Source organism: Caenispirillum salinarum AK4, assembly GCF_000315795.1.
Lineage (GTDB): Bacteria > Pseudomonadota > Alphaproteobacteria > Rhodospirillales > Rhodospirillaceae > Caenispirillum > Caenispirillum salinarum.
In genome coordinates this window covers 1-25699 of record NZ_ANHY01000033.1, presented here as the reverse complement: position 1 = coordinate 25699, position 25699 = coordinate 1, and the positions used below count along the sequence as shown (strand labels likewise).

Annotated in this window: 17 protein-coding genes; 7 read left to right on the top strand and 10 right to left on the bottom strand. The window is 69.7% G+C overall.

Annotated elements, in window-relative coordinates; all coding sequences use genetic code 11:
- The first annotated feature begins 671 nt into the window (after nucleotides 1-671).
- Nucleotides 672-4268 carry an AsmA family protein gene (locus tag C882_RS21695; protein ID WP_009542843.1) on the top strand — a complete coding sequence of 1199 codons (3597 nt, stop codon included), beginning with the start codon at nucleotides 672-674 and terminating at the stop codon, nucleotides 4266-4268.
- A gap of 53 nt (nucleotides 4269-4321) precedes the next feature.
- Here the strand turns inward: C882_RS21695 and C882_RS21690 are convergent, their stop codons facing one another.
- The 3 genes from C882_RS21690 to C882_RS21680 form a co-directional block, all read right to left on the bottom strand.
- Nucleotides 4322-4618 carry a ribbon-helix-helix domain-containing protein gene (locus C882_RS21690; RefSeq protein WP_009542842.1) on the bottom strand — a complete coding sequence of 99 codons (297 nt, stop codon included), beginning with the start codon at nucleotides 4616-4618 and terminating at the stop codon, nucleotides 4322-4324.
- The gene (locus C882_RS23690; RefSeq protein WP_052000260.1) at nucleotides 4615-6675 is read right to left on the bottom strand and encodes a CBS domain-containing protein; all 2061 of its coding nucleotides are present in this window, start codon (nucleotides 6673-6675) and stop codon (nucleotides 4615-4617) included. The genes C882_RS21690 and C882_RS23690 overlap by 4 nt, the downstream gene beginning before the upstream one ends.
- 96 nt (nucleotides 6676-6771) lie before the next feature.
- Nucleotides 6772-7392: an alpha/beta family hydrolase gene (locus C882_RS21680; RefSeq protein WP_009542840.1), complete on the bottom strand. Its 621-nt coding sequence runs from the start codon at nucleotides 7390-7392 to the stop codon at nucleotides 6772-6774.
- Nucleotides 7393-7548: 156 nt separating this feature from the next.
- Here C882_RS21680 and glgX point away from each other — a divergent pair, with 156 nt between their 5' ends.
- The 5 genes from glgX to C882_RS25715 all read left to right on the top strand — a co-directional run bounded on the left by glgX (nucleotide 7549) and on the right by C882_RS25715 (nucleotide 14163).
- Nucleotides 7549-9708, top strand: coding sequence for a glycogen debranching protein GlgX (gene glgX / locus C882_RS21675; RefSeq protein WP_009542838.1), 2160 nt, complete (start codon nucleotides 7549-7551; stop codon nucleotides 9706-9708).
- Nucleotides 9709-9759: 51 nt separating this feature from the next.
- Nucleotides 9760-11319: a BCCT family transporter gene (locus C882_RS21670; protein WP_009542837.1), complete on the top strand. Its 1560-nt coding sequence runs from the start codon at nucleotides 9760-9762 to the stop codon at nucleotides 11317-11319.
- Nucleotides 11320-11336: 17 nt separating this feature from the next.
- Nucleotides 11337-11972, top strand: coding sequence for a DUF3047 domain-containing protein (locus C882_RS21665; protein ID WP_009542836.1), 636 nt, complete (start codon nucleotides 11337-11339; stop codon nucleotides 11970-11972).
- A 178-nt stretch (nucleotides 11973-12150) separates the two neighbouring features.
- On the top strand, nucleotides 12151-12573 hold the full coding sequence (ndk, locus tag C882_RS21660) for a nucleoside-diphosphate kinase (protein ID WP_009542835.1): 423 nt from the start codon (nucleotides 12151-12153) through the stop codon (nucleotides 12571-12573).
- Nucleotides 12574-13293: 720 nt separating this feature from the next.
- Nucleotides 13294-14163 (top strand): PEP-CTERM sorting domain-containing protein, encoded by an 870-nt coding sequence (locus C882_RS25715; protein WP_009542833.1) that lies wholly within the window; start codon nucleotides 13294-13296, stop codon nucleotides 14161-14163.
- A 176-nt stretch (nucleotides 14164-14339) separates the two neighbouring features.
- Here C882_RS25715 and C882_RS21650 read toward each other — a convergent pair whose 3' ends face one another.
- From C882_RS21650 to C882_RS21630, 5 genes are all read right to left on the bottom strand, one after another.
- A complete protein-coding gene (locus C882_RS21650; protein ID WP_009542832.1) occupies nucleotides 14340-15377 on the bottom strand; it encodes a peptide ABC transporter ATP-binding protein in 1038 nt (345 codons plus the stop codon).
- Nucleotides 15370-16353, bottom strand: coding sequence for a dipeptide ABC transporter ATP-binding protein (gene dppD / locus C882_RS21645; protein WP_009542831.1), 984 nt, complete (start codon nucleotides 16351-16353; stop codon nucleotides 15370-15372). Before dppD ends, C882_RS21650 begins: the two co-directional genes overlap by 8 nt.
- Nucleotides 16353-17312, bottom strand: coding sequence for a dipeptide ABC transporter permease DppC (dppC, locus tag C882_RS21640; protein WP_009542830.1), 960 nt, complete (start codon nucleotides 17310-17312; stop codon nucleotides 16353-16355). The genes dppD and dppC overlap by 1 nt, the downstream gene beginning before the upstream one ends.
- Before the next feature lie 16 nt (nucleotides 17313-17328).
- Nucleotides 17329-18339 (bottom strand): ABC transporter permease subunit, encoded by a 1011-nt coding sequence (locus C882_RS21635; protein ID WP_009542829.1) that lies wholly within the window; start codon nucleotides 18337-18339, stop codon nucleotides 17329-17331.
- A gap of 265 nt (nucleotides 18340-18604) precedes the next feature.
- Nucleotides 18605-20194, bottom strand: coding sequence for an ABC transporter substrate-binding protein (locus C882_RS21630; RefSeq protein WP_009542828.1), 1590 nt, complete (start codon nucleotides 20192-20194; stop codon nucleotides 18605-18607).
- A 634-nt stretch (nucleotides 20195-20828) separates the two neighbouring features.
- Between C882_RS21630 and C882_RS23680 the strand changes: the two genes are divergently transcribed.
- Entirely contained in the window at nucleotides 20829-22262 is a 1434-nt protein-coding gene (locus C882_RS23680; protein ID WP_009542826.1) for a hypothetical protein, read from the top strand.
- A gap of 13 nt (nucleotides 22263-22275) precedes the next feature.
- On the opposite strand, the gene C882_RS21620 is transcribed toward C882_RS23680, so the two are convergent.
- Nucleotides 22276-24276, bottom strand: coding sequence for a methyl-accepting chemotaxis protein (locus C882_RS21620; protein ID WP_009542825.1), 2001 nt, complete (start codon nucleotides 24274-24276; stop codon nucleotides 22276-22278).
- 174 nt (nucleotides 24277-24450) lie between these two features.
- Nucleotides 24451-25699 (bottom strand): FAD-dependent 5-carboxymethylaminomethyl-2-thiouridine(34) oxidoreductase MnmC (gene mnmC, locus C882_RS21615; RefSeq protein WP_043647163.1); only part of this gene is annotated, 1249 nt, incomplete at its 5' end.

Genomic DNA, 25699 nt, shown 5'->3' with positions numbered 1-25699 from the left:
TGGCGGCCCGTTTCCTTTGCGTGCGCCGGGGTGTGCGGAAGTCCGACAATCGGCGCGGATTTTCTTTGTCCGGCCCGACCGGCCGTGGCATCATGCCGACGCCTCTGATCAGGGGCTTGCGTGGCCGTAGAAAGGCTGCGGACGAAACGGTTATTGCGGACCGGACACCTCAACAACAACGTCCGGACGCGCCCGAACAGGGGGAACATGTCATGGCGCGCATTCCTGGGCCCGCGCCGCGCCTGTCGCGGCTGCGCGGCGGACGAATGTCATTCCTTATGTCATGAGCGCCGACTCCGGCCGTCCCGTAACGGCCGTGCGATGAGTCTGCGCCTATCCCTGTTCGCGGCAGGATTGCCCCGCCCTGCGTGCCGTGCCTGCGGCAGGGGCGGGTCACGGGGCGTGGCACGTCCGTCGCTCGGGCGAGGGGCGTGTTCGCGCATGAAGGCCGGCCGGACCGGAGGCCCCAATTTTCGCCGCGCCGGCCTTCATCATCATCGAGCATCAAGACTCCTTGATTGCCCTTTGGGGGCGGCCCGCGCGGCGGGTCGCCCTCTTTTTTCGGCGCGCGTGATCCTCAAGGTAGGAGAGACGGCCCCGGGCGGCTACAATTCCCCCAAGCGCGGGACGGAGTAACGTCCTGGAATTGCATAAAAGAGCGGAGCCCTGTCGTGAAGAAAGCCCTGATCGGGATCGCCGTCCTTCTGGTCCTGCTGATCGCGGGCGTGCTGGTGGCGCCGTCGGTGATCGACTGGAACCGCTACAAGGACCGCGTCACCGCCTGGGTGGAGCAGGAGACGGGACGCGACCTGGACATTGCCGGCGAGTTGTCGCTGTCGCTGCTGCCCACGCCCACCCTGTCGGCCTCGGGCGTCACCTTCGCCAACGCCGCCGCCGGCAGCGACGAGGCCATGGTGCGGGTGGACGCCCTGGACGTCCGGGTGGCCTTCGGTCCGCTGCTGGCCGGCGAGGTGCGGGTGGAGTCGGTGCGGCTGGTGCGCCCTCGCGTGGTGCTGGAGGTCCTGCCCGACGGCAGCGGCAACTGGCGCGTATCCGGGCAGGCGTCGGGAGCCGAGGGAGAGCCCGCCGGCGGCGCGGTTCCCGGTCCGGACGGCGGCTCGCTGGAGGGCGCGGCGGAGACGGTGGCCGACGATTTCCAGGTGGCCCTCGACAGCCTGGTGGTCGAGGACGGCGAAGTCCTGTGGCGCGACGCGGCCGGCGCCGAAATGCGCATCGAGGGCATTGACGGTCGCGTCGCGGCCGACAGCCTGCGCGGCCCCTTCGAGGGCGACCTGGAAGCCACCCTGCGCGGCGCACGACTGGCGGCGACGGTCCGCACCGGGCGGTTCGGCCCGCAGGACCCGGCGACCTCGCTGTTCCTGACACTCGGTCTGCCCGAGACCGGGGGCGAGATGGAGGTTCAGGGTCGGCTTGCCGGCCTTGCCGGCGGCGACGGCCCGTCGTTCACAGGCGACATGACGGTCGCCAGCCCCTCGCTGTCGCGCACGCTGGCGGCGCTCAACGGCGTGCCGGATCGGGCGCCGCTGGATCGCCCGTTCCGCCTGGCCGGCACATTGACGGCCTCGCCGGCGCAGGTGGCGCTGGACGACATGACCCTGCGCCTGGGCGAAACCGAAGGCACAGGCGGCGTCTCGGCCAGCCTCGCCGGTGCGCCGAGCATCGACGTGGCGCTGGCCTTCACCCGCATCGACATGGACGCCCTGCTCAAGGAGGCGCGCCTGGCGCCGGGACCCCGTGCCCCTGCATCGCCTCAGGCCGGCGCCATCATTCCGGCCGCCGCCACGGCCGGCGATGCGGCGCCTGCGGTGCCGGCTCCCGCGGCGAGCGGCGGGCGGGGTCTGCTGCCCGACCTGCCGCCGGACCTGACGGGCAGCGTCGACGTCGGTGCCGACGTCGTCACCTGGCGCGGCGGACTGGTGCGCTCCGCCCGGCTGAACGCCACGCTGGCCGACGGCGAGGTGACCTTCAACCAGGTCCAGGCCCTGCTGCCCGGCTCGTCCGAGGTCAACGGCTTCGGTTTCCTGAACACGCGCACCGACCCCGCGCGCCTGGACGGCACCGCCGAGGTGAAGTCCAGCAACCTGCGGGCCCTGCTGGAGTGGCTGGGCGTGACGGTCGAGGACGTACCGGCCGACCGCCTGCGCCGCTTCACCGCCACGGCGGCGGTCAGCGGCACGGCGGCGCAGATCGTGGTGGAGAATCTACAGGGACAACTGGACCTGACCACTTACCAGGGGGCGGCGGCGGTGCGGACGACCGGCGCCCGCCCCGCTTTCGGGCTGTCGCTGTCGGTGGACAGCCTGAACCTGGATGCCTACCTGGCCGACCCCGGCGCCGCGATTCCAGGGCCGGCAGAGCCGTCCGAACCGGCCGGGCCTGCCGCGCCCGCCGCAGAGCCGGCGCCGCAGGGCGCGGCCGGCGAGTCGAGCGGGCCCCCGCTCTTCGCCGGGCTGGACGTGCTCAACACCTTCGACGCCAACATCAAGGCCCGCGCGGGGATGCTGACGTGGCGCGACACCGAGGTGCGCGACGCCCGGCTGGACGTGACCCTGCTGGAGGGCACCGCCACCTTTGGCGACACCGTTCTCAGCCAGATCGCCGGCGCGACCGTCAGCGTGGGCGGCGGGCTGTCGGGCTTCGGCGGCGAGCCGCGCTTCGACGGCCTCAGCATCGCCGTATCCGCCGACGATCCCGGCCGCATCTCGCGACTGCTGGACATGACGCTGCCGGTGGACCCGGACCAGCTTGCGCCCGTGGCCCTGTCGGCGACGCTGAACGGCCCGCTGAATGCGCTGTCGCTGCGTTCGAACAACCAGATCGCCGGCGGTTCCCTTTCGGCGGAAGGCACCCTGCGGAACCTGCGAGGGGCCGCGCCGGCCTATGACCTGTCGCTCACCGCCGACCACGGCAGCGTCGTGACCCTGTTGCGGCGCCTGGGCGTGGCCTATGAACCGCGCGGCGGCACGGGCCTCGGGCCCCTGTCCCTGACCACCCGCGCCAGCGGTTCGGGCGGCGACGTGCGGCTGGAGGACATGACCCTGCGTCTCGGCCCCACCACGCTGACCGGCCGGGCGACCGTGGAGACCGGCGGCGAGCGCCCCCGCGTTTCCGCCACCCTGGACGCCGACCGCCTGCCGCTCGATGCCTTCCTGCCGGCCGAGCAGACGGCATGGCGGGGGCCGGAGCAGCCTCCGGGCGGCGTGATCCCGGCCTCCATGCGCATCGGTGCGGCGCCGCAGGCGAAGGGGCCGGTCGCCATGCCGGCTCAGGCTGGCGGTGCGCCGCGATGGTCGCGCGAGCCGCTGGACCTGGAGGCCCTGGACGCCGCCGACGTCGATCTTGCGCTGACGGCCGGCGCCCTGTCCTACGAGGACTGGGTGTTGAACGGCGCCGAGCTGTCGGCCGTGCTGGCCGGCGGGCGGCTGGAGGTGCCGACACTGACCGGCTCGCTGTTCGGCGGGCCGTTGACCCTGGGCGGCTCTCTCGCCCGCGCCGACGCCGGCGGGGCGGCGGCGGCCCTTTCCGCGACCCTGTCCGGCATGGATGTGGGGGCGGCGCTGACGGCGGTGTCGGGGCAGCGGTCGGCGCGCGGGCGCATGGACGTCTCCGTCGACGTCGCGGCAACCGGCGAAAGCGAATTCGCGCTGGTGTCGAGCCTCGACGGATCGGGCCGGCTGGCCCTGCGCAAGGTGGACATGCGCCGGGTGGAGGGCGATCCCGAGGGGTCGGCGCTGGCGGCCATCCTGGCGCCGCTGCGGCTGCTGGACCGCCTGGGCGGCGGCCTGGGCGGGGAAAGTTACGGCGTCGACGTGACCGGCGACTTCACGGTGGCGGGGGGCGTGGTGCGCTTCGCCGAGGACGACCCGGTGAGCCTGGAGTCGAACCTCTACAACGGCACGCTGGCGGGCACCGTGGCGCTGCCGCCCTGGACGCTGGACGTGGAGGGCCGCGTGCGGCTGGCGCAGAATGCGGTGACCCAGCTTCTGGGCGGGGCGGTGTCGCTGCCCGACGTCATCCCGGTGCGCGTGAGCGGCCCGCTGGACAATCCCGACGTGGTGATCGCCACCCGCCGTCAGGCGCAGGACGGCGATGCCGCCGCGCCGTCGGAAAAGCCCGAGGCGCGCGCCCGTGATGCCGTGCGGCAGCTGCTGGAAGAAGAGATCGGCGGGGCCGAGAAGGAACAAGCGCCCGAGCAGAAGCCGGAAAAGGTCCTGCGCGATGCCCTGAAGGAAATGCTGTTCCGGTAGGGCGGGAGGAAAGTGCGACGGGCGACGACTGATGGCGTCGTCAGCGGGGAGGGCTATTCCAGCGTGCCGGCCTTGCTCTGGGTCCAGCGCAGGCAGAACACCCGCAGCGCGCTCGACAGGTTGCCGGCCATCTGGTCGCGGCGGCTGTCGACGGCGGTCACCAGGGCGGTGACGGTGGTGCGTTCCGACCGGGCGATGGCCTGCAGGGCATCCCAGAAGGGGGCTTCCAGCGAGACCGAGGTCCGGTGGCCGGCGATGGTGACGGACCGTTTGACCACGCCCCCGGCGGGGGCCTCCGCCAGCAGGGCGGCGACGCCCGAATCCACATGCGGGGGAATGCGCTCGCTCACGGTGTATCCTCCGGTTGTGTCGGGAAATCGGGCAGCGTGACATGGAAGGTGCTGCCCTCGCCGAGGCGGGAGTCGACGCCGATCACGCCGCCGTGGCGTTCCACGATCCGTTTGCAGATGGCCAGCCCGATGCCGTTGCCGCCATAGGCGCCGCGGGCGTGCAGGCGCTGGAACATCTGAAAGATGCGGTCCGCGAAGGAGGGCTCGATGCCGATGCCGTTGTCGCGCACCGAAAAGCGCCAGGCCGGCAGGCGGCAGGCAGGGCCGTCGGTTTCCTGTCCCGCACCGTGGTCCGTGGTCACCCGCTCGGCGCTGATGTGCACGCGCGGCGCGCGGTGGGGATCGCGGAACTTCACGGCGTTGTCGATCAGGTGCTGGAACAGGCGCACCAGCTGCGTGAAATCGGCCTTGACCGTCGGCAGCGGGTCCCAGGTCACCCGTGCACCAACGCTGGACAGCGTGGCATCCAGGCGGCGCACGGCGCTTTCCACCGCCAGCGCGGCGTCGCAGTCGTCAAAGGCGTGCCCCTTGCGGTCGATGCGCGAATAGTCCAGCAGGTCGGTGATCATGGACTGCATGCGCGTCGCCCCGCCGGCGGCGAAGGCCATGAACTCCCGCGTTTCCGGGTCCAGGGCATCACCGATGCGCCGGTCGACCAGTTGCAGGTAGCTGGCGACCATGCGCAGGGGCTCCTGCAGGTCGTGGGAGACGATGTAGGCGAAGGCCTCCAGTTCCTCGTTCGACTGGCGAAGCTGTTCCACCAGGGCGCGGTTGCGCATCTCGCCGGCCCGCAGCTCGGTCAGGTCGGAGAAGAAGGCGAAGGCGCCGGTGGTGTTGCCTGCATCGTCCCGCAGCACCGTGGCGGAAATGCGGACGTGGCGCAGGCCGCCGCCGTGGTGGCGCAGGTCGGTTTCGAACGTGTGATGCGGCGCGCCCTCGGCTCCGCGCACGACGGCGAAACCGGCCTCCAGCTTGCGCGCCGCGTCGCCTTCGGCCAGGGCGGGAAGGGGCAGGCCGATCAGTCCGGTGCGGCCGATGCCCAGCAGGTGCTCGAAGGCGGCGTTGCAGTCGGTGATGCGGCCGTGGCTGTCGGTTTCGGCATAGCCTTCCTGGGTGAGGCTGAGGATGCTGTCCTGCCGCGCCTTGCCGGCTTCCAGCGCCTGCACCTGGCGCGAGACGGCCTCCTGCAGGTGGCGCAGGTAGTCGACCTCGATGCCCGTCAGGATGTCGGTGAACGACAGGACGGCCAGGATGTCGGCATCGCCGGACTGGACGGCCAGGTGACGGATGCGGTTGGCCTCCATCATCTCCTGCGCGTGCAGCAGCGGCGCATCCTCGGCGATGGACAGGATGGGCGCGCTGGCGATCTCGCGCACCGGGCGGGCGACGTCGCGGCCTGCCACGCGGCGCAGGATGTCACGTTCGGTGACGATGCCGTAGGGCTTGCCGTCGGCCTCCAGCACCACGGCGGCCTCGGCCTCGGAATTGCGCAGGGCGGCGGCGACGGCGGCCACGGTGTCGGTCGCCGCCACGGTCAGCGGGCGGCGTTTGGCGACCGAGCCCACAGTGCGCAGCGTCAGGTATCCGTGCAGGCCCGAGTTGCGCACCACGTCGGTGCGCGACAGCACGCCGACGGCCGCGCCGGAATCGTCCACTACCAGGAAATGCCGCAGCCGTGCCTCGCGAAAGCGGGGCATGGCGTCCTCGATGGTGGTGTCCTGGTGCAGGGTGCGGATCGGCGCGCTCATCAGGTCGCGCACCGGCAGGGCCAGCGTGGCCGGGTCCGTCAGGTCCAGCGCCAGGGCGTCGCGTTCCGTCCAGATGCCGGCGGGGGCGCCGCGTTCGGTGACGATGATCGAGGAACACGCGGCATCGGCCATCATCCGCGCGGCGGCGGCGACGGGGGTCTGGCCCGGGCACTGGAGAATGGACTGGCGGACGATGCGGCCGACGGGCCAGCGGTCGCGCCGCGCCAGTTCCAGCGCGACGGCATCATGAGCCGACGCGCGGCCCGTGTCGCGTCCCCCGTCCGGCACTGCCCGGAAGCCTGCCGTCATGCGCCTTGGTCCCCCTTCAGGTTGCGCTGGCGGATGGTGGTGTACATCCGCGCCAAACGTACTCATACACCACTTTATATCAGAAACGTGAGAGGTTTACATCTTCAGTTCCCTCAGGAAATCGGTGATGGCCGTCACGCATTCGGCCAGATTCACCGCGTTGTCACGGCCTGAAGACTTACGCGGTTTGAGGGAATGGTCCCCGTCCTCCGCCCAGTGCAGGCGAATGGCCGGCGAAAGCCCCAGCCCCGCCACCAGGTCGCGGCCGCCCATGGTGTCGCGCGTGCCCTGGCAGATGAGCGTGGGCATCTCGATGGTTTCCAGGTGTGCGGTGCGCAGGCGGTCGGGCTTGCCCGGCGGGTGGAAGGGATAGCCCAGGCACACCAGGCCGCCGACGCCGGCCTCGTCGGCGATCAGGCTCGCCATGCGCCCGCCCATGGACTTGCCGCCGATGACAAGGCGCGACGGATCGCCCAGATCGGCGACGACGGCCCGCCAGGTATCCAGCAGCACGGGCTGGCGGTCGGGCGGGCGCTTCGAGCCGCCGGTGCGCCGTTGGGCCATGTAGGGGAACTCGAAGCGCACGACGCGCCAGCCGTCCGCCGCGAGGCCCGCGGCGATGGTGTCCATGAAGGGCGTGTCCATGGCCGCGCCGGCGCCGTGGGCGAGCGCGACGGTCAATGGGGCGTCCTTGGGCCCCTGGTCGATCATGTCCATTTGGTGGGTTCTCCCTGTCAACAAGGCGCGTCATGATGGTGAAGCGGGGCACCCGCCGCAACATGGACGGGTGCCCCGGATGCGACGCGCCGAAACGCAGCGCCGCCGCCGCCCGTTGAAGGGCTTGGTTCCACCGCGTTTTCCCTGGAGTGCTCCATGGCGTCGTCCACCCCCCGTGTCTGGCCCGGTTCCCCGCATCCGCTGGGAGCGACCTTCGACGGTTCGGGCACCAACTTCGCCCTGTTTTCCGCCCACGCGGAAAAGGTGGAGTTGTGCCTGTTCAGCGACGACGGCCGCGAGGAAATCGCCCGCGTCGAGCTGCCCGAGTACACCAACGAGATCTGGCACGGCTACCTGCCCGACGTGCGCGCCGGCGCCCTGTACGGCTACCGTGTCCACGGCCCCTACGAGCCGGAGAACGGGCACCGCTTCAATCACAACAAGCTGCTGCTCGACCCTTACGCCAAGGCCCTGCATGGCGACCTGGAATGGGACGATGCCCTGTTCGGCTACGTGGTCGGCGACGAGAAGGAGGATTTGTCCTTCGACACCCGCGACAGCGCGCCCTTCATGCCGAAATGCCGCGTCGTCGACCCCGCCTTCACCTGGGGCAACCCCAAGGAGCCGACGCCCGCCCACGAGACCACCGTCTATGAGATGCACGTGCGCGGCTTCACCATGCGCCATCCCGAGGTGCCCGAGCCCGTGCGCGGCACCTTCGAGGGGCTGGCGCATCCGTCGGTGGTGGCGCACCTGCGCGAGATTGGGGTAACGTCGGTGGAGCTTCTGCCGGTGCACGCCTTCATCCAGGACCGCCACCTGATCGACCGGGGCCTGCGGAACTACTGGGGCTACAATTCCATCGGCTTTTTCGCGCCCCACCCGGACTACCTGCCGGGCGACGACCCGCGCGCCTTCAAGACCTTCGTGCAGATCATGCACGACGCGGGGATCGAGGTGATCCTGGACGTCGTCTACAACCACACCGCCGAGGGCAACCACATGGGCCCGACGCTGTGCTTCCGGGGCATCGACAACCGGTCCTACTACTACCTGATGGACGGTGACGAGCGGTATTACAACGACTTCACCGGCACCGGCAACGCACTGGAACTGCGGCATCCCTATGTGCTGCGCATGGTCACGGATTCGCTTCGCTACTGGGTGGAGGACATGCGCATCGACGGCTTCCGCTTCGACCTGGCGACGACGCTTGCCCGCGTGGAAGGGCCGTACAACCGCCACGCCGGCTTCCTCGACGCTGTGGCGCAGGACCCGGTGCTGTCGGCCGTGAAACTGATCGCCGAGCCGTGGGACACGGGGCTGGGCGGCTACCAGGTGGGCAACTTCCCGCCGGGCTGGGCGGAGTGGAACGACCGCTACCGCGACACCGTGCGCGATTTCTGGCGCGGCGAGCCGGGACGCATCGGCGACCTGGCCTCGCGCCTGTCGGGCTCGTCGGACATCTACGACCACCAGGGGCGGCGGCCGTGGGCGTCGGTGAACTTCGTCACGGCGCATGACGGATTCACCCTGCGCGACCTGGTCAGCTACAACGGCAAGCACAACGAGGCCAACAAGGAAGACAACAACGACGGCAGCGACGACAACCGATCCTGGAACTGCGGCGTCGAGGGGGCGACCGACGATCCGACGGTGCGCGACCTGCGCCGCCGCCAGATGCGCAACATGATGGCGACGCTGCTGCTGTCCCAGGGCGTGCCCATGATCGTGGCCGGCGACGAGTTCGGCCGCAGCCAGGGCGGCAACAACAACGCCTACTGCCAGGACAACGAGATCAGTTGGGTCGACTGGGAAGGCATCGACGAGGAGGGCCGCGACCTGCTGGACTTCGCCCGGCGGCTGGTGCAGTTGCGGCGGGACCACATCGTCTTCCACCGCTCCCGCTTCTTCCACGGGCGCACCATTCCGGGCACCGAGGTCAAGGACGTGACCTGGCAGCGCCCCGACGGCACCGAGATGGCGGAAGACGACTGGGGCGACGGCCACGCCAAGGCCCTGCGCTTCGTGCTGTCGGGCGAGGCGGGCAACTTCCACCTGACCTCGCGGGGCGAGCCCGAGCCCGACGACACCTTCCTGGTGATGATGAACGCGAGCGATCAGGCCATCGAGCATGTGCTGCCGTCGGGAGCCCGGGACGGCGAGCGGCCGTGGCTCAAACTGGTGGACACGGCCAAGAACCCGGCCTTCGCGGAAAAGGGCGGCGAGCCCATGGAGGTCGGCAAGGAGGGCGACACGGTGATCCTGGACCCCCACAGCCTAATGCTGTGGGTGGTCCGGCGCGAGGTCGGCTAGACGGAACGGCGGCAATCCGCAACCGCTCCGCGCCGTTGGCGTTGAGCGACCATGCGGAAGATCACCTTCGCCCGGCTTACCTCCAAGATGCAGCCGACCGTGTTCTTCGGGTCGGCGGCGGTGGTGGTGGCGTTCTGCCTGTTTGGCGGTCTGTACACGGATACCGCCGCATCCATCTTCGAAAGCCTGCGTACCGCGATTTCCCATCTGTTCGGCTGGTACTACCTGCTGGCGGCCACCGGCTTCCTGGTCTTTGCCGTGTGGCTCGGCGTGTCGCGCCATGCCCGGCTGCGCATGGGCGGCAACGACGAACGGCCGGAGTTCGGTACTGTCGCCTGGCTGACCATGCTGTTCGCCGCGGGCATGGGCATCGGTCTGGTGTTCTGGGGCGTGGCCGAGCCCCTGACCCACTACCTGGAACCGCCCGACGCCGACCCGCGCACGGCCGAGGCCCTGCGCCAGTCCCTGCGCTACACCTTCTTCCACTGGGGTCTGCACCCGTGGGCGATCTATTTGATCCTGGCGCTGGGCCTGGCGTACTTCCACTTCCGCAAAGGGCTGCCGCTGGCGCCGCGGTCGGTGTTGCACCCGCTGATCGGGGACCGCATCCACGGCCCCATCGGGCACGCCACCGACATCCTGTGCACGGTGGGCACGCTGCTGGGCGTGGCGACGTCGCTGGGGCTGGGCGCCATGCAGATCAACGAGGGGCTGACGCGGTTCCTGGGCATTCCCAGCACCGTCGCCATGCAACTCGTCATCATCGCCAGCATCACGGCGGTGGCGACGTTGTCGGTGGTGATCGGCCTGCAGGGCGGCGTGCGGCGCCTGTCCATGGCGAACCTCTGGCTGGCGGGCGGCCTGTGGCTGTTCGTGCTGGTGGTCGGGCCGACGCTGTTCATCGCGGAAACCTTTGTTTCCGGCCTCGGCATCTATCTCCAGAGCCTGCCGGTCACCAGCCTGCGCCTCGACCTCAAGGACCCGAGCGGCTGGCAGGCGACGTGGACGCTGTTCTACTGGGGCTGGTGGATTTCCTGGTCGCCCTTCGTCGGCGTCTTCGTCGCCCGCATCTCGCGCGGGCGCACCGTGCGGGAGATGGTGGTGGCCATGCTGCTGGTACCCACCACCGCCAGCTTCGCCTGGTTCGCCGTGTTCGGCGGCACCGCCCTGAGCCTGGAGATCGAGCGCGGCGTGGACCTCGCGCAGCGGGTCATCGAGACGCCGGCCATCTCGCTGCACGCGACCCTGGACCATCTGCCGCTGGCGACCGTTTCCACTGCCGTCGGCACGCTGGTCATCATCATTTTCTTCATCACGTCGTCGGACTCGGGGTCGCTGGTGGACGACATGGTGACGTCCGGCGGCCACCCGGAGCCGCCCAAGCCGCAGCGCGTCTTCTGGGCCTGTGCCGAGGGCGCGGTGGCGGGCGTCCTGCTGGTGCTGGGCGGCTTGACCGCCATGCAGAACGCCGCCATTTCGCTGGGACTGCCCATGTCTGTCCTGCTGGTGGTGGCGAGCGTCGCGCTGGTCCGCGCCTTCCGCGCCGAGCGCCGGCAGCCCGGCGGCAAGGCGACCGGCAAGCGCCGCCGGAACAAGTCGGCCGCCGAATGAAAGAAGGGAAGGTGCCCATGAACCGCCGCGCGCTGCTGACCCTGCTTTCCCTGCTGGCCCCCGCGCCGGCGCTGGCGCTGACGGCCGAGCCCGCCGACATCCTGCAGTGGCAGGCCAAGAGCTTCCAGGGCGAGACCGATTATGCCCTGGACGCCGTTCAAGGTCGGGTGGCCGTGCGGGCGACATGCCGGGACGCCGCTTCGGGCCTGTTCCTGGAAACGCCGGTGGATCTGAGCAAGACCCCGGTGCTGGAATGGTCCTGGCGGGTCGATGAAACCTTCCCCGCCGACGGGCCCGCCGAGGACACCAAGGCCGGCGACGACTATCCCGCGCGGCTCTATGTGGTGAAGGATGGCGGCCTTCTGCCGTGGCGAAGCCGGGCCGTGAACTACGTCTGGGCCAGCGCCGCGCCGGAAGGAACGGATTGGGAGAACGCCTACGCCTCCCAGGCGCGCATGGTGGCCGTGCGATCCGGCCCGCCCGCCGCGCCCGGCACCTGGGTGACGGAACGCCGCGACGTGGCCGAGGATTTCCGCCGCTTTCACGGATCGGCGCCCGACCGTATCGACGCCGTCGCCATCATGACCGATTGCGACGACCGCGACGCCGAGGCGCGCGCGTGGTATGGCACCATCCGCTTCCTGCCCCGGTGACGGTAACGTGGACAATTCGTAACGGATTGACGGTTGTCAGGGCGGAATGGCTCCGTTATAACCGCGCACCGTTTGCGGCCGGTTGCAAGTCCGCGCACGAGTCGTTCCCGCTGTTCGGGACGGCGCGGCGCCCGGGCTGCCGGCCGCTGGCCGCATAACAGACCCCAAGGATACCGCAATGGCTATCGAACGTACGCTCTCGATCATCAAGCCCGATGCCACCCGTCGCAACCTGACCGGCAAGATCAACGCCCGGTTCGAGGAAAACGGCCTGCGCATCATCGCGCAGAAGCGCATCCAGCTGACCCAGGCCCAGGCCGAGGCGTTCTACGACGTGCACCGTGAGCGCTCGTTCTTCAACGAGCTGGTCACCTTCATGATGTCCGGCCCGGTCGTGGTGCAGGTTCTCGAGGGCGAGGACGCTGTTGCCAAGAACCGTGAGATCATGGGCGCCACCAACCCGGCCAACGCCGCCGAGGGCACCATTCGCAAGGACTTCGCCGAGAGCATCGAGGCGAACTCCGTGCACGGCTCCGACAGCCTGGAAAACGCCGCCCGCGAGGTGTCGTTCTTCTTCGCCGAGGTCGAGATCGTCGGCTAATCCCGACGTCTTCCGAGCCTTCGAAAGTTACGGAAACCGGCGCTCCGCAAGGGGCGCCGGTTTTCGTTTGCGCGGACGGCCGCCGCGTCGCCGGCACGGTGCAGCTTCAGGCTGGGATGATGTCCTGTCCCTCCGGCGGATGTCGGACGCCTTTACAGCTGCGCGCCGAACGCCGCTCCTGCGGCCAAGGTCGTCCGTCCTATGGCCCGTGACAACCCTGCGCCGCTGCGTCAGGCTATTGAATCTAAAAGAAAATTCCTCAGGTCGCCAGACTGTCTGTCCGTGCCAGAGCGCGGCGTTCCCCGCTTGACGTATCGGCTTTCACCGAAAGATGCGCCGCGGCCTTTGCCATGGGATCGCGCCATCGGCCGAACCGCGCCGGCCGCCGCCGAGGAATGGTGTCGCACTGCACCAAACCAAGGGAGTCCGCGGGCTCCGATGGAGTAGGTGGTGGATCATCCGCATGTTGCACCGCCGCGCCGACCGGCGTGCCGCACCACTCGGGCCGAACGGGGTACCGCACATCCGGCTGCGGAGGATGGCGGACCGAATTGTCTCCAGGAACGCCGAAATGCGTCGGACCGCTTGACAGGCCCATGTCGCCAAAAGGATCGAGGCGTCTTTGTTTCCGCACAGTCACAGCGGTTGGCACGCCGCCTGCAAGGCAGGGCGACCAAAGGGCCGCACAAGGCACGTCATCACCGCTTCGGAGGGATAAGGATGCAACGTCGGACGCTTTGGGTTGTCGCTTCGGGAAGTTGCGCGCTGGGCATCGCCCTGGTTGCCGGCGCCGTGGCGCATGTGGGCAGCGGCACCGGCGACGCGGCTGAGGCCCAGACGCTGGCTCTGCTGGAGCCGCAGAGCAAGGCCCAAGTCCTTCGCCTGCCGTCCCGCAGCGCGCTGTCCGATGACCTGTGGGACGACTGGGCGCGCCAGCGCATCTCGGGCCTCGGCTACCTGACGCTGCCGCCCGAGCCGCCGCCGGCGCCGGACATGCTTGGCGGCTCCGCCCTGGTGGCGTCCAACGCCGGGCTGGCACGCCTGTCGGACGATTTCTCTTGGCTCGAGGCATCGGCGCGCAGCTTCAGCCTGGGCGGCTCCGGCGGATCGTACAGCTTCCGCTCCGGCGGGGGCGGTGGTGGTGGCGGAGGCGCCGGCTGGGGTGGCGGTGGCGGCTTCGGCGGCGGCGGCTTCGGCGGTGGTGGCGGCGGCGTCGGCGGCGGTGGCGGACCGCTGACGCCCGGCTTCACGCCCGCGGCGCCGCCGGTGGAGACGCCGGACGGAACCGACACAGAAACCGGCACGGACGCTGGCGGCGATGGCGGTGGCCAGGGCGACGACGGCGGGATCGAGCCGGTGGTCTTCAACCCGCCCCCCGCCACACAGGTGACGCCGCCGGACCCGCCGGGCCTGGACAACCGTCCCAGCAATCCCGGCAACGGCGACCCGACGCTGCCAATCGACAATCCGGGGTCTCCCGGCGTGCCGTTCCAGCTTGCGCAGGTGCCCGAGCCGGGCATGCTGTCGCTGCTGGGCGTCGGGCTGGGTCTTCTGGGCCTGGGTGCCGCCCTCCGCCGGCGCGGGGGTTGATAGCGGCCGCCGCGCCTGGTGGCGCGTGAGCCTGCGTGGCGCCTGAACGCAGCATCGATGATTTCAATTGTCGATGCGTAAGACGCGCCGCCGAGCGGCGGGGGCATGAAAACATGAAAAAGGGGAGGCCACCGTCCGGTGCCTCCCCTTTCCCTGTCTGCGTTCGCCGCCCAAGGTCAGGCGGTTCCGGCCAGCACCTCTTCCGCCCGGTGGCAGGCGACGCCGCGCCCGGCCACGTCGCGGACCTTGGGGATCTCGCTCTTGCAGCGGTCGATGACGAAGGGGCAGCGGGTGTGGAAGCGGCAGCCCGACGGCGGGTTCATGGGCGACGGCAGTTCGCCCGTCAGCGCCACCTTCTGCGCCCGCTCGGCGGCCCGGATCTTGGGGGTCGAGGCCATGAGCGCGCGGGTGTAGGGGTGCGCGGGCTCGGCGAAGATGGCCTCCTTCGGCCCGTGCTCCACCACGTTGCCCAGGTACATCACCAGCACGTCGTCGGCGATGTGCTGCACCACCGACAGGTCGTGGGAGATGAACAGGTAGGCGACGCCGAACTCCTCCTGCAGGTCCATGAGCAGGTTCAGCACCTGCGCCTGCACCGAAACGTCCAGGGCGGAGACCGGCTCGTCGGCCACCACCACGCGGGGGTTGAGCATCAGCGCACGGGCGATGGCGATGCGCTGGCGCTGGCCGCCCGAGAACATGTGCGGGTAGCGGGCCGCGAACTCGGGCCGCAGGCCGACCACGCGCATCATCTCCTGGGCGCGGTCGCGGCGCTGCTCCTGGCTCATCTTGGTGTTGATGACCAGCGGCTCCTCCAGGATCGACATGACCTTCTTGCGCGGGTTCAGCGATCCGTAAGGGTCCTGGAAGACGATCTGCACCTTGGTGCGCGCCTGCTTGAGCTTTTCCGGCGTCGCCCCGGCCAGGTTCTCGCCCTCCAGCAGGAAGTCGCCGGCGGTCGGCTGCTCGATGAGCGTCACCTGGCGGGCCAGCGTCGACTTGCCGCAGCCGGACTCGCCGACGACGGCCAGCGTGCGGCCCGCGTGCAGGCGGAAGGACACGCCGTCCAGCGCGCGGACGGTGGCGTCCTCCTTGAACATGCCGCGCGGCACCGCGTAGTGCTTGGTCAGCTCCCGCGCTTCCAGCAGAGGCCGGCCGTCGGCCGGGGCCTTCACCTTCTGAAGGGCGGGCGCCTTGGTGTCGGCGTCAGTCATAGGTCGGGTTCCCCTCATCGTCGAGCGGATAGAAGCAGCGGTGGCGGAACGGACCCTCGCCGAACAGCTGCGGCTGCTCCTCGCGGCAGTGGCGCTGCGAATACGGGCAGCGCGGGTGCAGCAGGCAGCCGTGCGGCCGGTCGTAGGCGCCGGGCACCACGCCGGGCAGGGTCTGCAGGCGGTTGCGTCCCACCGAGTTCTCGGGCAGCGAGGCCAGCAGCGCCTGGGTGTAGGGATGGCGCGGGTGCTCGAAGATTTCCGGCACCGTGCCGGTCTCCACCACCTGGCCGGCGTACATCACCACGACGCGGTGGGCGGCTTCGGCCACCACGGCCAGGTCGTGGGTGATGAGCACCATGCCCATGCCGCGCTGCTGCTGAAGGTCCAGCAGCAGGTCCATGATCTGCGCCTGGATGGTCACGTCGAGCGCCGTGGTCGGCTCGTCGGCGATCAGCAGACGCGGATTGCAGGCCAGCGCCATGGCGATCATGACGCGCTGGCTCATGCCGCCGGACATCTGGTGCGGAAAGGCGGTCAGGCGGCGGCCGGGGTCGGGAATGCCGACCAGGCGCAGCAAGTCCTCGGCGCGCTCTCGGCGCTCCGCCCTGCCGCCGCCCTCGTGGATCTTCAGGGCCTCCATGATCTGCCAGCCCACCGTGAAGCAGGGGTTCAGGCTGGTCATGGGTTCCTGGAAGATCATGGCGATCTCGGACCCCGTCAGCTTGCGGCGCTTCCGCGAGCTCATGGCCTGGAGGTCCTGGCCGGCGAAGTGCATCCGGTCGGCGGTGACGCGGCCGGGATAGGCCACCAGGCCCATGGTCGCCAGCGACGAGACGGACTTGCCGGAGCCGGATTCGCCGACGATGCCCACCACTTCGCCCTCGTTGACGGTAAGCGACAGGCCGTCGACGGCGCGGAACGGCGAGCTGACCTCGCCGAATTCCACGGTCATGTTCTGGATGTCGAGCAAAGGCATCAGCGTTTCATCTTCGGGTCCAGGGCGTCGCGAAGGCCGTCGCCCATGAGGTTGAAGGCCAGCACCGTCAGCAGGATGGCAAGACCGGGGAAGGTCACCACCCACCACGCGCGCTGCACGAACTGGAGGCTGTCGGCCAGCATGGAGCCCCATTCCGGCGTCGGCGGCTGGGCGCCCAGGCCCAGGAAGCCGAGCGCCGCGGCGTCCAGGATGGCCGTGGAGAAGCCCAAGGTCGCCTGCACGATCAGCGGCGCCATGCAGTTCGGCAGGATGGTGTTGAACATCAACCGCGAGGTCGAGGCGCCCGCGATGCGCGAACTGGTGACGTAGTCCTTGCTGCTTTCCGTGATGACGGCGGCGCGCGTCAGGCGCACGTAGTGGGGCAGCACGACGATGGCGATGGCGATGATGGCGTTCTCAAGCCCCGGGCCCAGGATCGCGACGACGGCGATGGCCAGCAGCAGGCTGGGAATGGCCAGCATGATGTCCATCAGGCGCATCACCAGCACGTCCACCCAGCCGCGCATGTAGCCGGCCATCAGGCCGAGCACGATGCCCGCGCCCAGCGACAGCGTCACCACGATGACGCCGACGAACAGCGACAGGCGCGAGCCCCAGATGATGCGCGAGAAGATGTCGCGGCCCACGTCGTCGGTGCCCAGGGGGAAGCGCCAGGTGCCGCCCTCGGACCAGGCCGGCGGCACCAGCAGCGCGTCGCGGTACTGCTCGATGGGGCTGTGCGGTGCGATCCACGGCGCGAACAGCGCCGTCAGGACCAGCACGACGATGAAGATCAGGCCCGCCAGAGCGCCCTTGTTCTCGGTGAAGTATTCCCAGAATTCGGCAATGGGGTGCTTGGGCGTGCCGGCGATGGTGGCGGCCTCGTGCGCCTCGGCCACCTCGGCGGCGTGATCGGCGGCGGCCTCGGCCACGTCCACGTTCTTGTAGGTGTCGGTCATGTCGGTTCCGCGCCTCTTACCGCTGGTGCCGGATGCGGGGGTTCACGACGCCGTACAGGACGTCGACCAGCAGGTTGACCATGATGATCACCGTGGCGACCAGCATGATGCCGCCCTGGATGGCGGGGTAGTCGCGGCGGTTGATGCTCTCCACCAGCCACTTGCCGATGCCGGGCCAGCTGAAGATGGTCTCGGTCAGGATGGCGCCGGCCAGCAGCACGCCGACCTGAAGGCCGATGACGGTGATCACCGGGATCAGGGCGTTGCGCAGGGCGTGGACCATGATGACGCGCTTCGGCGAGACACCCTTGGCGCGCGCGGTGCGGACGTAGTCCTCGCGCAGCACTTCCAGCATGGCCGAGCGCGTCATGCGGGCGATGACGGCCAGCGGGATGGTGCCCAGCACGATCGCCGGCAGCACCAGATGATGCACCGCCGACCAGAAGGCGTCCCAGTTGCCTTGCAGGATGGTGTCGATCAGCAGGAAGCCGGTGATCGGCTCGATCCAGAACATCACCGAAATGCGGCCCGACACGGGCGTCCAGCCCAGCGTCACCGAGAACAGGATGATAAGCAGCAGGCCCCACCAGAAGATGGGCATGGAATAGCCGGTCAGGCTGGTCGCCATGACGGCGTGGTCCAGCGTCTTGCCGCGGTTCACCGCCGCCAGCATGCCGGCCGGCAGGCCGACGCCGACGGCAAAGATGATGGCGCAGATGGTCAGCTCGATGGTGGCCGGGAACAGCGTCAGGAACTCGTCGATGACGGGTTTCTTGGTGACGATGCTGTTGCCCAGATCACCCTGCAGCACGCCGGAAATGTAGTTCCAGTACTGCACGACCAGGGGCTGGTCCAGCCCCAGCTCCGCGCGCAGGCGGGCATAGCGTTCGGGGTCGATGCCGCGCTCGCCCGCCAGCATCAGCACCGGGTCGCCGGGGATGAGGTGGATCAGCGCGAAGGTCAGGACGGTCACGCCGATGAAGGCGGGCACCACCAGACCGAGGCGTTTGATGAAGAAGCCGAGCATGGGTCCTCGTACTCTCTCGGCGCCGGCCGCGCGCCCCGTGCGTGCAAGGTGGGGGGACGGAGGGCGGCGGCGGGCTGCGCGCGGAAATGTCGCGCAATACAAAGACCGGTCGCGCGGCCCCGGAACGGCGCCACCGACGGTCACGAACAAACAGGAAGCGGAAACGGAGACGGGGGAGGGCGTATCCGTCCTCCCCCGTTCCTTGTTGGGCGGAAGGTATACTACACCAGATGATGTAGGTCAACCCTTCTGCCTCATTTCGACCTTACTCGGCGAGGTCGACGCCGTAGAAGTCGTGCTTGCCGAGCGGCGAGATCTTGTAGTTCTTGACCTCTTCGCGCATCGGCATGAACACGACGGAATGGGCGATGGTGGCCCACGGCGCCTGCTCCTTGAAGCGCACCTGGGCCTGCTCGTACAGCTCGACGCGCTTGGCCTGGTCGGTTTCGGTCTTGGCTTCCATGACCAGGTTGTCGAACTCCTCGTCGCACCAGCGGGCGCGGTTGGAGGCGCCGACGGCGTCACAGCTCAGCAGCACGGCCAGGAAGTTGTCCGGGTCGCCGTTGTCGCCGGTCCAGCCCAGCAGCACGGTCTGGTGCTCGCCGTCCTTGGAGCGCTTGAGGTACTCGCCCCACTCGTAGGAGACGATCTCGGCCTCGACGCCGATCTTCTCCCAGTCCGCCTGGATGACTTCGGCCATGCGGCGGGCGTTGGGGTTGTACGGGCGCTGCACCGGCATGGCCCAGATGTTGGTCTTCAGGTCGGTCACACCGGCTTCCTCCAGCAGCTTCTTGGCCGCCTCGGGATCATACGGGTCGTCCTGAATGTCTTCGTTGTAGGACCACATGGTCGGCGGGATCGGGTTCGTCGCCTTCTTGCCGGCGCCCTGGAACACGGCGTCGATGATGGCGTCCTTGTTGATCGCCATGTTCAGCGCCCGGCGCACCCGGACGTCGGTGAAGGGCTCTTTTTCCGTGTTGTAGGCCAGGTAGCCGACGTTCAGGCCTTCCTGGCTTTCCACGATGATGCCGTCCTCATCCCGCATCTGCGCGACGTCCGCCGGGTTGGGGTAGGGCATGACGTGGCATTCGCCGGCCTTCAGCTTGGCGTAGCGGACGCTGGCGTCGGGCGTGATGGCGAAGACCAGGTTGTCGACGGGCGTGCGGCCGGCCCAGTAGTCCTCGTTCGCGGCGTACCGGATGATGGCATCCTTCTGGTACATCTGGAACTCGAACGGACCGGTGCCGATCGGGTTGTTGTCGACCATCTCGGGCGTGCCGGCTTCCAGCATGGCGTCGGCATATTCGGCCGAGAAGATGGACGCGAAGTCCATGCCCAGGTTGGCGATCATCGGCGCCTCGGGGCGGCTCAGGTGGAACTTGACGGTATAGTCGTCCACCTTCTCAACGCGCTCCAGCAGGTCCGGCATGGACATGGCGTTGAAGTACTCGTACGAACCGCCGCCGACCTTGTGGTACGGGTGCTCGGGGTTCATCTGGCGCTCGAACGACCACACCACGTCGTCGGCGTTGAACTCGCGCGACGGCGTAAAGACGTCGTTGGAGTGCCAGGTCACGCCCTTGCGCAGGTTGAAGGTGATGGTCTTGCCGTCCTCGGAGATCTCCCAGCTTTCCGCCAGGCCGGGCTCGATCTCGGTGGTGCCCTGCTTGAACTCCACCAGGCGGTCGTACATCGGCACCGACGTGGCGTCGAAGGTGGTGCCGGCGGTGTAGAAGACCGGGTTCAGGCCCTCGGGGCTGGCCTCGGAGCAGTACACCAGCGTCTTCGCCTGGGCGGCGCCGGCCATGATGGTCAGGGCGGCGCCGGCGGCAAGGGCGAGCTTCAGAGTTTTCATACGTCGTCCTCGAAATGGTGTCGTGAAGTAACGGTGCGGATGACCGCGGCCTCCCGGGCGCGTATTTCTTGGTCTTGTTTTCGCATCCGTCGGGGTGCCTCCCCCGCCACGGACCGTCCGGCTGTCGTACACGTCAACGAAGGCGATAGCCTAGCGCGGATACGAAGCCGCCGAAATAGAGAAGTCGGGTAATTTTCTGCCGAAGTCATCATGCAAGCCGCCATGATCATTGCGCTTTTTGCGGTGCACACCGGGTTGTGAGGATCATTTGAGGAACATGGTGCACTGCAAACCCGCGTGGTGACGTATAGGTAAACCGCTGAAAGCCGCTCGGTGGGGTGCGGTGACGCGCAATCGTTTGCGCGGATGACGCATGGGGCCGCGGAGTCGGAGCGCGATAATTACGATTACTTCGGGTTACTTATGCGCCGCGAAAACTTCTCTGAGTTGCGCATATCTCTGCGGGCGTTATCGAAGCCGGGGCGGTTCCGCGCGCCCGATTCTCATGAGGGTGGTGCTTGTTAATCGCACGCCAAGGTAGGTAAGCGCTCTTTATAGCCGCGTCAAAAGTGTGTACCTTTCCCTCTCTACGTGCAGGCGCCGGTGGGGCGGCGTATGGGGAGGAGGGGGAAACATGGTCATGCGACGCATTTCGGCCGCTACCGGCGTGCGCTGGCGGGGCATCGGACTGCGGGCAGCGCTGCTGCCGGTGCTGCTTATGGCGGCGCTGCTGCTGTGGGCGGGGCCGGCGGCGGCGCAGGCGGACATCCAGGCGCAGGCGCGCCCCGGTGCGGATGGCGCGGGGGACCGGCTGGCCGAGGCGGAGCAGGCCCTGTGCGGTCCTGCCGCGGCGACGGCCGACGACCTGCGCGTGGCCGCCGCCGCCATGGCGGTCCAGGGGCTGGAAATCCGCTCCGCCCTGGCCGAGGCCGGCGACGGGGGCGGCGACCTGACCATGCTGCCGGCCGGCTCGCCGGTGCGGCTGTCGGTCGAGCGCCAGGGCGACACCGGCAGTCTGCTTCGCGTCTACGCCGTGGAATCAGAGGCCGACCGCCTGCAGGGCATGCGCCGCATGGGGCAGTCGCAGGGGGCGAACGGGCCGGAGGTGATCGCCATCCTGGAGCCGCTGAAGGAGCTTTGGGCGATCTGGCCCAGCTACACCGTCTATGTCGTCGGCTGCTCCAACGCCGGCCCGGACCAGCCGGCGGCCATCACCTTCATCGCCCGCACCGACACCGGCGTGAGCGAGCCGCTGATGGCCGGCAGCCTGGCCGTGGCGGTGGTGGGGCTTCTGTACCTGGGCGCCTGCCTGATGGTCGCCTCGGCCACGACCGCCGGGTTCACCATCAACCCGGTGAGACTGACGGCGGGCGCGGACGGACGGGCCAGCATTTCCAAGCTGCAGATCCTGTTTTTCACGCTGATCATCTCGGGCATGCTGATCTACGTGCTGCTGCGCATCGGCGTCCTGGGCGACCTGTCGTCGGACGTGCTGACGTTGCTGGGCATCGCCGGCGTCAGCGCCGTGGCGGCCAATCAGACGGCCGTCGGCCGGCGGCGGTTGAGCGGGTCGAACTGGGCGTGGCTCAAGCGCCAGGGCTGGCAGCCGGAAAAGCGGGAGCCCTCGGCAGGCGATCTGGTGACCGAGCAGGGCGAGTTCGACATCTACCGGTTCCAGACCCTGGTGTTCAGCCTGGTGGTCGGCCTGTCGCTTCTGTTCACGGGGCTGTTCGGCCTGTCGTCCTTCGAGCTTTCGCCTGCGCTGCTTGGGCTTCTGGGCATCAGCCAGACCATCTACGTGGGTGGCAAGGCGGTCAGCAAGCCGCAGATCGGCGAGCTGAACAAGAAGATCGACGCCCTGCGCAAGGCCGCGCGCGAGAGCGTGGAGGCCCAGGATGCCACCGGCGGCGCCGTGGGAGCCGCCGGCCAGCCCGCCGCCGCGCCCGCCGCGGCGCCGTCGGGTCATCAGTTGACGGCGGACCTGCGGGATGTCGCCAGCATGACCAGGGACGTGCTGGGCGGCACCTGGACCCTGCCGGCGACGGTGGAGCCGTCCTCGCTGACCTGAGGACGGCCGACGCTCAGGCCCGCATGCGTGTAAGGAAGCCGCTGACCTCCGCATCCAGGCGCTCGGCCTCGCCCGACAGGGCAGCCGAGGCATCCAGCATCTGCCGCGCGTCGCGCTTCGTGCCGTCGGCGGCGGCGTTGACGGCGGCCAGACGCGCCTCCACCGCGCTGGTGTGGCCGACGGCGCCGCGCAGGGAGCGCAGTATGGCCGTCGTCGCACTGCTCTGACGTTCCACCTGGTCGAGGATCGTGGTGGTCATGCGATCGGTGCGCAGGATGGTTTCCACGATATGCTCGATGGCGCCGGCGGCTTCGGTGGTGGCCTTCTGGACGGCCTCGATCTGGCCGGCGATCTCGGCGGTGGCCTGGCTGGTCTGGTGGGCGAGCTGCTTGACCTCGCCGGCGACCACGGCAAATCCCTTGCCGGCGGCACCGGCGCGGGCGGCCTCGATGGTGGCGTTCAGCGCCAGCATGTTGGTCTGGGCGGCGATGCCGTCGATCATGGCGACGATCTCGCCGATGCGGTCGGCGGCGGCCGTCAGCCCCTTGACCACCTCTGTGGTGTGCCCGGCGTCCTTGGCCGCGCCCTTGACCACGCGCGAGGTGCCCTCGACCTCGGAGGTGATCTCGCCGATGGCGGCGGCGAGGCTTTTGGTGGCGGCTTCCACGTCGGTGATGGCGCCGTGGGTGGCGGCGGCCATGTCGGTCATGGCGCCGCCGTGGTCGCGGGTGTCGTCGACGGCGCGCACGATGCCCTCCGCCATGCCGCGCATCTGTCCGGCGTGAGCGGCGACGGAATGGGCGACGGCCTGCACCGTCTCCTCCAGCGCGTGGGACAGCGCCCGCATCTCCTTGGCCCGTTCGGCGCGGGCGGCGGCCTCGCGGGCCTGTTCCTCGGCCTTGAGGCGGGCGGCCTCGGCGGCGGTGTTCTTGAATACCTCGATCTCGCGCGCCATCTCGCCGATCTCGTCGCGCAAGCTGGTGCCGGGAACCGTGACGCCGTGGTCGCCCTCTGCCAGGCGCCGCATGGCGACCTGGATGCCGCGCAGGGGCATCACGATGCTGCGCCCCATCAGCGTGCCGAAGGCGGCGAAGAGTAGAACACCCGCCGCCGCCGCGATGACCAGGATGGTGACCATGCGCGCCCGCGCCGCGTCCTGCCGGGCGCGGGCGGCCTCCATGGCCGCCGCCGTCGCCGCGTCGATGCGCTCGAACAGGGGCGCGGTGGCGTCGATGGAGGCTTCCAGCCCGCGCATGGCGTCGTCCAGGGCCAGCCGCGTCTCGGCATAGCGCTCAAGCGTCTCGCGGTAGCGGGTGACCAGTTCGGTGAAGCGGGTCCGGGTGGCGTCGTCCATGGGCGCCGCCAGCAGGCCGAAGTCGAACTCGTTGAACGGCTTGCGGTGACGGTCGATGAGCGCCTTCTCGGGGCTGAGCATGAAATCCAGCTCGTACCGGCGCATGGACAGCAGAAGCACCTTCAGCGTCTCGATGGCGTCCACCGACGGCCATTGCGCCAGGGCCTTCTCAAGCTCGGTCACCGCGGCGCGCAAAGAACCGGTCAGGCCGTCCTCGCGCGTCAGGCCGAGCGTCTCGCGCATGGCGGCGGCGTCCTCGAAGCGGGCGCCGATGGTGCCGACGGTCGACCGAAGCTCCGCCGCCGCGTCCGCCGCGCCGCCGCCTTCCGCCGCCAGGGCGTCCAGGTCGGTGTCGAGGCGGGCCAGGGCATCGCGGGCGCGTTCGGCGGCGGCGGCATCCTCGCCGGTCAGGTAGGCGCGCTCGGTGCGCCGCAGGCGCTCAAGCCCTACCGCGACGGCGTGGGTGGCGTCGATCACCCGCTCGGTACGGGCGAGGTCGCGGTCGGCGGCTTCGATCTGCTGCTGGCCGAACCAGGCGGAGCCGGCCATGGCCGCCATGACCACCACGGCGGCGGCGACCAGGATCACGATGCGGGCGGGAATGGGAAGGCGGGACAAGGCCCCGTTCAGGGCGCCGGGGGACGACGAGGTGGCGGACATGGGAGAAAACCTTCAGCTCCGGGAAAGCTTGCGCCGAAGGTGGTAGGCTGCTGCTCAGGGCCAAGTCAAAGCGGTTCGTGTTAAAGTCCTGTTGCGGCGGGTATTTCGTATCGACTTGCGCCGCCTCGCCGGGGAATTAGTATATCCATTCAATTTCAAGGGTCTGCCGCCAGCTTACTTTCGGCGATGGCGCGCCTGCGGCGGCCGTCTGAGCGTGCGCACGTCAAAGCGCGCCGGGTTGAGCGAGTCGGCCACGCCGCGGTCCATCGGCAGCGGTGCGCCGCTGATCTCCGCCGCCACACGGGCCGCGGCCAGCGGGGCCGTCTGGAACCCGCGCGAGCCCAGGGCGCCCAGGACGAACAGGCCCTCGTGCAGCGGCGCCTCGGGGAAGGGCGGCGCCTTGCGGCCGTGGTGCAGGGCGTCGAAGGCGTCCAGGAAGGGCGGACGGTCGTGGACGGGGCCGGCGAGCGGCATGTGGTCCTGGATCGTGCACCGCAGGCCCGCGCGGCCGCCGACGGGCCGGGCGTCTATTCGTGCCGCCAGTTCCGGCAGGTGCCGGCGCAGCAGGTCCCGGTTGCGTGCGTGGTCGGCGTCGTGCAGAGGGCGGAAGTCCTCGGTCCGGTCGCGCCAGCGGTCGTAGGTGGCGCCCAGTGCGTGGACCATGCGGCCGTCATCGTCCGGGAAGGGCGGCGTCAGGTAGCCGCCGAAGCTGAGCGCCGCGCGCGGCGCGTCCGCAACGGCCGGCAGGAAGGAAATCTGCCCCCGGCTCTTGCCCAGCGGCCATTGTGCCTCCGGCCACAACGCGGGCAGGGCGGCGCCGGCGCAGAGCACCACGGCGGCGGTCTCCAGCAGCGGCACGCCTTCTGGATCGCGGACCAGCCATGTGCCGGCGGCGGTACGCTCGATGCCGCCGGCGGGCGCGCCGGTCCACACCTCGGCGCCCTGGGCGAGGGCCGGGCAGAGGACGGCCGGATGCAGGCAGCCCGCCAGGCCGTACCACAGGCCGCCGCGCGGGGCCGTCGCCCCCGTCAGGGCCCGGGCCTCCGCGCCGTCGACCAGTCGCAGCGCCTCCGCCGGCCAGGGCAGGGACTCCACCAGCCGCGCCTGGGCGGCGGCCTCGGCCGCGTCGCGGGCGGCCACCAGAACGCCCCGGCCCTCGCGCCAGACGTCGGGCGGCAGGGTTTCGTAAAGGCGCAGGGCGTGCAGCCAGGCCATGGCATGAAAGCGGCCGTAGGGCTGGGCGTCGGGCGTCATGCGCGGTTTCATCAGGGCCGACGGGTTGCCCGAGCCTTCGCGCGCCAGTGCCGGCCCGGCTTCCAGCACCACCGCCTCGCGCCCGGCGCGGGCGAGGGCGTTGGCCATGGCGGCGCCGGCAATGCCGCCGCCCGCGACGGCGACGGGGCCGTCGGGCGCCGGGGCGGCG

Excerpts from the sequence above, each read along its gene's own strand:
- C882_RS23690 (WP_052000260.1), bottom strand. The coding sequence starts at position 6,675 with ATGACGGCAGGCTTCCGGGCAGTGCCGGACGGGGGACGCGACACGGGC.
- C882_RS21680 (WP_009542840.1), bottom strand. The coding sequence starts at position 7,392 with ATGGACATGATCGACCAGGGGCCCAAGGACGCCCCATTGACCGTCGCG.
- glgX (WP_009542838.1), top strand. The coding sequence starts at position 7,549 with ATGGCGTCGTCCACCCCCCGTGTCTGGCCCGGTTCCCCGCATCCGCTG.
- C882_RS21670 (WP_009542837.1), top strand. The coding sequence starts at position 9,760 with ATGCGGAAGATCACCTTCGCCCGGCTTACCTCCAAGATGCAGCCGACC.
- C882_RS21665 (WP_009542836.1), top strand. The coding sequence starts at position 11,337 with ATGAACCGCCGCGCGCTGCTGACCCTGCTTTCCCTGCTGGCCCCCGCG.
- ndk (WP_009542835.1), top strand. The coding sequence starts at position 12,151 with ATGGCTATCGAACGTACGCTCTCGATCATCAAGCCCGATGCCACCCGT.
- C882_RS25715 (WP_009542833.1), top strand. The coding sequence starts at position 13,294 with ATGCAACGTCGGACGCTTTGGGTTGTCGCTTCGGGAAGTTGCGCGCTG.
- C882_RS21650 (WP_009542832.1), bottom strand. The coding sequence starts at position 15,377 with ATGACTGACGCCGACACCAAGGCGCCCGCCCTTCAGAAGGTGAAGGCC.
- dppD (WP_009542831.1), bottom strand. The coding sequence starts at position 16,353 with ATGCCTTTGCTCGACATCCAGAACATGACCGTGGAATTCGGCGAGGTC.
- dppC (WP_009542830.1), bottom strand. The coding sequence starts at position 17,312 with ATGACCGACACCTACAAGAACGTGGACGTGGCCGAGGCCGCCGCCGAT.
- C882_RS21635 (WP_009542829.1), bottom strand. The coding sequence starts at position 18,339 with ATGCTCGGCTTCTTCATCAAACGCCTCGGTCTGGTGGTGCCCGCCTTC.
- C882_RS21630 (WP_009542828.1), bottom strand. The coding sequence starts at position 20,194 with ATGAAAACTCTGAAGCTCGCCCTTGCCGCCGGCGCCGCCCTGACCATC.
- C882_RS23680 (WP_009542826.1), top strand. The coding sequence starts at position 20,829 with ATGGTCATGCGACGCATTTCGGCCGCTACCGGCGTGCGCTGGCGGGGC.
- C882_RS21620 (WP_009542825.1), bottom strand. The coding sequence starts at position 24,276 with ATGTCCGCCACCTCGTCGTCCCCCGGCGCCCTGAACGGGGCCTTGTCC.